5 protein-coding genes are annotated in these 7,059 nt (G+C 73.7%); all 5 read left to right on the top strand.

Annotated elements, in window-relative coordinates; translation table 11 throughout:
* The coding region (locus AB0912_RS35660) for a CbiX/SirB N-terminal domain-containing protein (RefSeq protein WP_366707454.1) at nt 1-385 on the top strand (385 nt) is incomplete at its 5' end.
* A gap of 83 nt (nt 386-468) precedes the next feature.
* A complete protein-coding gene (locus AB0912_RS35665; protein WP_366707456.1) occupies nt 469-1,887 on the top strand; it encodes a deoxyguanosinetriphosphate triphosphohydrolase in 1,419 nt (472 codons plus the stop codon).
* 93 nt (nt 1,888-1,980) lie between these two features.
* Nucleotides 1,981-3,246, top strand: coding sequence for an FAD-dependent oxidoreductase (locus tag AB0912_RS35670; protein WP_366707458.1), 1,266 nt, complete (start codon nt 1,981-1,983; stop codon nt 3,244-3,246).
* 122 nt (nt 3,247-3,368) lie between these two features.
* Nucleotides 3,369-5,273 (top strand): DNA primase, encoded by a 1,905-nt coding sequence (gene dnaG / locus AB0912_RS35675; protein ID WP_366707460.1) that lies wholly within the window; start codon nt 3,369-3,371, stop codon nt 5,271-5,273.
* A gap of 282 nt (nt 5,274-5,555) precedes the next feature.
* Nucleotides 5,556-6,851 carry an RNA polymerase sigma factor gene (locus AB0912_RS35680; protein ID WP_366707462.1) on the top strand — a complete coding sequence of 432 codons (1,296 nt, stop codon included), beginning with the start codon at nt 5,556-5,558 and terminating at the stop codon, nt 6,849-6,851.
* Nucleotides 6,852-7,059: the final 208 nt, after the last annotated feature.

A 7,059-nucleotide genomic window follows, 5' to 3' on the forward strand; every position in this document is an offset into this window, starting at 1 on the left:
CCAGGTGGAGCACCCGGTCACCGAGGAGGTCGCCGGCATCGACCTCGTCCGCGAGATGCTCCGCGCCGCCGACACCCGCCGCACCGCCCACCTGCTCGCCGAACGGCTCGGCGTGCCCGTCGTCCCCGCCTACGCCTCCGGCGCCGCCCCCACCGTGCCCGCCGCGCTGCGCGCCCTGGCCGCCCGGGGCCGCCACCGGATCGCCGTCGCCTCCCACTTCACCACCCCGGGCCGGCTCGCCTCCCGCTGCGCCGAGGCCGCTCCCTGGATCCGCGCCGAACCCCTCGGCGACCACCCGGCGATGGCCCGCCTCGTCCTGCACCGCTACGACCAGGCCCTCGCGGCGCCCGCCGCCACCCCGCCCCGCACCCTGACCCCGGCCTGAACGGCCGGTCCCCGCACCCTCCCCGCCCGCCCCCGCCGAAGCCCGGCGCCCCGATTGTCACCGGGTGCGTTTACTGTCGGTGCATGGAAGGCATGGAAGCGCACGCGGCAGGACCCGTACCGAAGGCCCCCGAGATCCCCCCGTCCCACGACGTGTACGACGTGTCCGCCGTCGAGCGGCGGGCCACCGAGCCCGACAAACACCCCGGCCGCACCGCCTTCCAGCGCGACCGCGCCCGCGTGCTGCACTCCGCCGCCCTGCGCCGCCTCGCCGGCAAGACCCAGGTGGTCACCCCCGGCACCCTCCCGCAGGTCCTCGGCTCCGCCCGTACCGGCCAGATCCCCATCCAGGTGTGGGACGCCAGCCCCCGCACCCGGCTGACCCACTCCCTGGAGTGCGCCCAGGTCGGCCGGGACCTCGGCGCCGCCCTCGGCTGCGACCCCGACCTGGTCGAGGCCGCCTGCCTCTCGCACGACCTCGGCCACCCGCCCTTCGGGCACAACGGCGAACAGGCGCTCAACGAATTCGCCGAGGACTGCGGCGGATTCGAGGGCAACGCGCAGTCGCTGCGCCTGCTCACCCGGATCGAACCCAAGCGCTTCGTGCGCAGCGACATGGTCGCCTCGGCGCCCGCCGACGCCGACGCGGACCTCGTGAGCGTCGGACTCAACCTCACCCGCGCCGCCCTCGACGCCGCCACCAAGTACCCGTGGCCGAGAGGCGCCTGCCCCACCGACCCGAAGTCGCCGAAGTTCGGCGTCTACGAGGACGACCGGCCCGTCTTCGACTGGATCCGCCAGGGCGCCCCCGGCACCCGCACCTGCTTCGAGGCCCAGGTGATGGACTGGTCCGACGACGTGGCCTACTCGGTGCACGACGTCGAGGACGGCCTGCACGCCGGCCACATCGACCCCGCGATCCTGACCTCGGGCCCGGAGCGCGAGGAGATCTTCGCCGTCGCCATCGGGCGGTACGTGCCCGCGGACACCGATCCGGCCGAGCTGGCCCAGGCCCTCGACCGGCTCCTCGTCCAGGACTGGTGGCCGCACCGCTACGACGGCTCGGCCGTCGCCCAGGCCCGCCTGAAGGACGCCACCAGCCAGCTCATCGGCCGGTTCTGCCTGGCCGCCGAGGGCGCCACCCGCGCCCGCTACGGCAGCGGCCGCCTCACCCGGTACGCGGCGGAGCTGGTCGTCCCGCGCGCCGCCCGCCACGAGTGCGCCGTCCTCAAGGCCGTCGCCGACCGGTACGTGATGCAGCGCGCCGAGCAGGAGCGGCTCCGCGCCGACCAGCGGATCGTCGTCGCCGAACTCGCCGAGGCGCTCACCGCCCGCGCCCCCGAGGTGCTCGACCCGCAGTTCCGGGCCCTGTTCGAGCGCGCGGCCGACGACCGCGCCCGCAAGCGGGTGATCGTCGACCAGATCGCATCCCTCACGGATGCCTCGGCGCGTTCCCTGCACCTCAGGCTCACCACGCGTTCCCATGGAGGCGGCGGAGTGTGACCCTGCGTGGCCTGATCGGGCCACTCCCCCTTCCCGCATCACGCTCCGTGCGGGACGCTCGCATATGGCGACATCCTTACGAGGAGGCATCAAGTGGTCGACGCGGATCAGACATTCGTCATCGTCGGAGGAGGCCTGGCAGGCGCCAAGGCGGCCGAGACGCTCCGAGCGGAGGGCTTCACCGGACGCGTGATACTGATCTGCGACGAGCGCGACCACCCCTACGAACGCCCCCCGCTGTCCAAGGGCTACCTCCTCGGCAAGGAGGAACGCGACAGCGTCTTCGTCCACGAGCCCGCCTGGTACGCGCGCAACGACATCGAGCTGCACCTCGGCCAGACCGTCGACGCGATCGACCGCGCCGCGCGGACCGTCCGCTTCGGGGACGACGGCACCCTCGTCCACTACGACAAGCTCCTCCTCGTCACCGGCTCCGAGCCGCGCCGCCTCGACATCCCGGGCACCGACCTCGCCGGCGTCCACCACCTGCGCCGCCTCGCCCACGCCGAGCGCCTCAAGGGCGTCCTCGCCGCCCTCGGCCGGGACAACGGCCACATCGTCATCGCCGGAGCCGGCTGGATCGGCCTGGAGATCGCCGCGGCGGCCCGCCAGTACGGCGCCGAGGTCACCGTCGTCGAACCGGAGCCGACCCCGCTGCACGGCGTGCTCGGCCCCGAGCTGGGCCAGGTCTTCGCCGAGCTGCACCGCGAGCACGGCGTCCGCTTCCACTTCGGCGCCCGCCTCACCGAGATCGTCGGCCAGGACGGCATGGTCCTCGCCGCCCGCACCGACGACGGCGAGGAGCACCCCGCGCACGACGTCCTCGCCGCCATCGGCGCCGCCCCGCGCACCGGCCTCGCCGAGGCCGCGGGCCTCGACCTGGCAGGACGGGAGCACGGCGGGGGCATCGCGGTCGACGAACTGCTGCGCACCTCCGACCCCGACGTGTACGCGGCGGGCGACGTCGCCTCCTTCCACCACCCGCTGTACGGCACCCGGCTGCGCGTCGAGCACTGGGCCAACGCCCTGAACGGCGGACCGGCCGCCGCCCGCTCGATGCTCGGCCGCGGCACCCCGTACGACCGGGTGCCCTACTTCTTCTCCGACCAGTACGACGTCGGCCTGGAGTACTCGGGCTGGGCGCCCCCGGGGACGTACGACCAGGTGGTGATCCGCGGGGACGCCGGCAAGCGCGAGTTCATCGCGTTCTGGCTGAAGGACGGCCGGGTGCTCGCGGGGATGAACGTGAACGTGTGGGATGTCACGGAACCCGTCCAGCGGCTCGTCCGGTCCCGGACCCCGGTGGACGCCGACGCGCTCGCCGACCCGCACGTCCCCCTGGAGGGCCTGGTTCCCTGACGCGCGGCGGCACCGGCCGCCCACGCGTTCCCGTGCCGGGGCCCGCAGCGGTTCCCCGGGGCTCCGGCACGGCGCCGCTCACCCCGCCCGGGAGTGTCGGTCCGGCCCCGTAGAATCACCACGTGGCCGGCAGGATCAACGACGAGGACGTGAAGGCGGTTCGGGACGCGGTCCCGATCGACGCCGTGGTCTCCGAGTACCTCCAGTTGCGCAACGCGGGCGGCGGCAACCTGAAGGGCCTGTGCCCCTTCCACGACGAGAAGTCACCGTCGTTCCAGGTCAGCCCCAGCAAGGGCCTCTTCCACTGCTTCGGCTGCCAGGAGGGCGGCGACACCATCACGTTCGTGATGAAGGTCGACCACCTCACCTTCTCCGAGTCCGTCGAGCGGCTCGCCGCCCGGGCCGGCATCACCCTGCGCTACGAGGAGGGCGGGTACAACCCCTCCCACCAGCGCGGCGAGCGGATCCGCCTGGTCGAGGCGCACAAGGCCGCCGCCCAGTTCTACATCGAGCAGCTCGGCACCAGCCCCGAGGCCGACACCGGCCGCACCTTCCTCGCCGAGCGCGGCTTCGACCAGGCCGCCGCCGCCCACTTCGGCGTCGGCTACAGCCCCCAGGGCTGGGACCACCTCACCCGCTACCTGCGCGGCAAGGGCTTCACCGACAAGGAGCTGGTCCTCTCCGGCCTCGCCCAGGAGGGCCGCCGCGGGCCCATCGACCGCTTCCGCGGCCGGCTCATGTGGCCCATCCGCGACATCGGCGGCGAGGTCGTCGGCTTCGGCGCCCGCAAGCTCTACGAGTCCGACAACGGCCCGAAGTACCTGAACACGCCCGACACGGCGATCTACAAGAAGTCCCAGGTGCTCTACGGCATCGACCTCGCCAAGAAGGACATCGCCAAGAGCAGCCGCGCGGTCGTCGTCGAGGGCTACACCGACGTCATGGCCTGCCATCTGGCCGGCATCACCACCGCCATCGCGACCTGCGGCACCGCGTTCGGCACCGACCACATCAAGATCCTCCGCCGCCTCCTCATGGACAACGGCTCGGCCCGGGTGATCTTCACCTTCGACGGTGACGCGGCCGGCCAGAAGGCCGCCCTGCGCGCCTTCGAGGACGACCAGAAGTTCGCCGCCGAGACGTACATCGCCATCGCCCCCGACGGCATGGACCCCTGCGAGCTGCGCCTCGCCAAGGGCGACGAGGCCGTCGCCGACCTGGTCGAACCCCGCACCCCGCTCTTCGAGTTCGCGCTGCGCCAGATCGTCCTGCGCTACGACCTGGAGACCCCGGCGGGCCGCGCCGCCGCCCTGGACGAGGCCGCCCCGATCGTCGCCCGCATCAAGAACAGCGGCGCCCAGCACGAGGTGGCCGTCCAGCTCGCCGGCATGCTCGGCATCCTCGACACCCAGTTCGTCGTCAAGCGGGTGGCGCAGCTCGCCCGCTGGGCCCGCGACCGCGGCGGCCGGGGCCCCGCCCCCGCCGGGAACCGCCCCCAGCAGACGTACACCGCGGCCCAGACCCCGGCGAACGGCGGCCCGGCCCTCACCCTGCGCAACCCCGTCTTCGCCACCGAGCGCGAGCTGCTCAAACTCGCCCTCCAGCGCCCCGAGCTGGTCGCCCCCGCCTTCGACGCGTACGGCGTCGACGAGTTCACCGCGCCCCCGTACGCCGCCGTGCGGCAGTGCGTCATGGAGGCGGGCGGCGCCGAGTACGGCATCCAGGACCCCCAGGAGTACCTGATCCGGGTCCGCGACGCCGCCCCCGACGACGCGGTGCGCGCGATGGTCACCGAGCTGGCCGTCGAGGCGATCCTGCGCAAGACCGTCGACGAGACCTACGCCGGCGAGCAGCTCGTCATGGTCCGCCGCCGCGCCGTCGACCGCCGCATCCGCGAGGTCCAGGGCTCCCTGTCCCGGCTCAGCGCGGGCGGCGACCCGGCCCGGCTCGCCGCCGTACAGAACGAGTTGTGGGTGCTCCAGCAGTACGAGCAGGCGCTGCGCGAGAAGGGCGCCGAAGCGCTCTGACCCGCCCCGCCCGCCGGCACGGCCGCTCCCGTACGCGCCGACCCGCCCGGCGCGTACGGGTGTTACGGCACCGCGCGGACGCGCACGGCGGGGCGCGCGGGGCGTAGGACACCTCCCGTGGGCTCCCGCGCACATGCCAATCCCGGAGCCCCGCCCACCGGTTACGGCTCCGCTGAACTGCGCACTCGCCCGCCACGGTCACCAGGCGGTCACGGACCGGACGCAAAAAGTCACCGCACGCCCCTCGTGGCGGCGATGTGTCGTACTCCACACTGGGTTCCGGTGCCTGAGTCCTCGGAGCGCGGCCGACCCGCACGCGACGGGTTCCCTTCCCCCGCGGTTCCGCCAAACGACCACGGGATGGACGGCGGCGAGGCCGTCGAGCCCATCCCGGACGTACCGCTGCCGCACGACTTCGCAGCGACATTCCTGGAGGCCGCCCCCGTGCAGACCCAGACCCTCCCCGAGACCGGCGACACCACCGTCGCGGACGCGGACGCCGACGTCGTCGCGGCGGTCCCCGCGCAGAGCCGCGCCGCGCACCACCCCGAGAGCGACCCGGACGGCCCGCCCGGCGCCCCGGCGGCGGACGCGGAGGCGGAGGTGGAGACCGAGGCCGAGGACCCCGAGCCGGTCGAGACACCGCGCCGCGCCGCCGACACCGGCGGCCCCTCCTCGGACCTGTTCCGCCAGTACCTCCGGGAGATCGGGCGGATCCCGCTGCTCACCGCGGCCGAGGAGGTCGAACTGGCCCGCCGCGTCGAGGCCGGCCTCTTCGCGGAGGAGAAACTCCGCCTCACCCCCGACCTGGACAGCCAGCTCGCCCTCGACCTGGACAAGATCGTCGTCATGGGCCGGATGGCCAAGCGCCGGCTCATCGAGGCGAACCTGCGGCTCGTGGTCTCCGTGGCCAAGCGGTACGTGGGACGCGGGCTGACCATGCTCGACCTGGTCCAGGAGGGCAACCTCGGCCTCATCCGGGCCGTCGAGAAGTTCGACTACGCCCGCGGCTACAAGTTCTCCACCTACGCCACCTGGTGGATCCGGCAGGCCATGTCCCGCGCCCTCGCCGACCAGGCGCGCACCATCCGCGTCCCCGTCCACGTGGTCGAACTGATCAACCGGGTGGTCCGGGTGCAGCGCCGGATGCTCCAGGAGCGCGGCTACGAGCCCACCCCCGAGGAGGTCGCCGCCCATCTCGACCTGACCGGCGAGCGGGTCAGCGAGGTCCTGCGGCTGGCCCAGGAGCCGGTGTCGCTGCACGCGCCCGTGGGGGAGGAGGACGACGTCGCCCTCGGCGACCTCATCGAGGACGGCGACGCGGCCTCGCCGGTGGAGTCCGCCGCGTTCCTGCTGCTCAGGCAGCACCTGGAGGCGGTGCTGTCGACGCTCGGGGAGCGGGAGCGGAAGGTCGTGCAGCTGCGGTACGGGCTGGCGGACGGGCGTCCGCGGACCCTGGAGGAGATAGGGCGGATCTTCGGGGTCACCCGGGAGCGGATCCGGCAGATCGAGTCCAAGACCCTCAACAAGCTGCGGGACCACGCCTTCGCGGATCAGTTGCGGGGCTATCTGGACTGACCCGCTCCCGCCCGGGCGCGCCGCCCCCGGACCCCCGCTCCGCAAACGCCGGAGGGGCTGACATCGTCAGCCGGGGGTCCAGGGGAGGCGGGCCTCGCCCGGCCGGTCCCTGTCTAGGGCGTGTCGTTTGGATCATGTGGCGGGTCGCGGGGCAGGGCACGCACTCCCCCAAGCTCTTCGAGCAGGGGGTACCCCCAGCGGCGTTGTC

Source organism: Streptomyces sp. NPDC007084 (genome assembly GCF_040703595.1).
GTDB lineage: Bacteria > Actinomycetota > Actinomycetes > Streptomycetales > Streptomycetaceae > Streptomyces.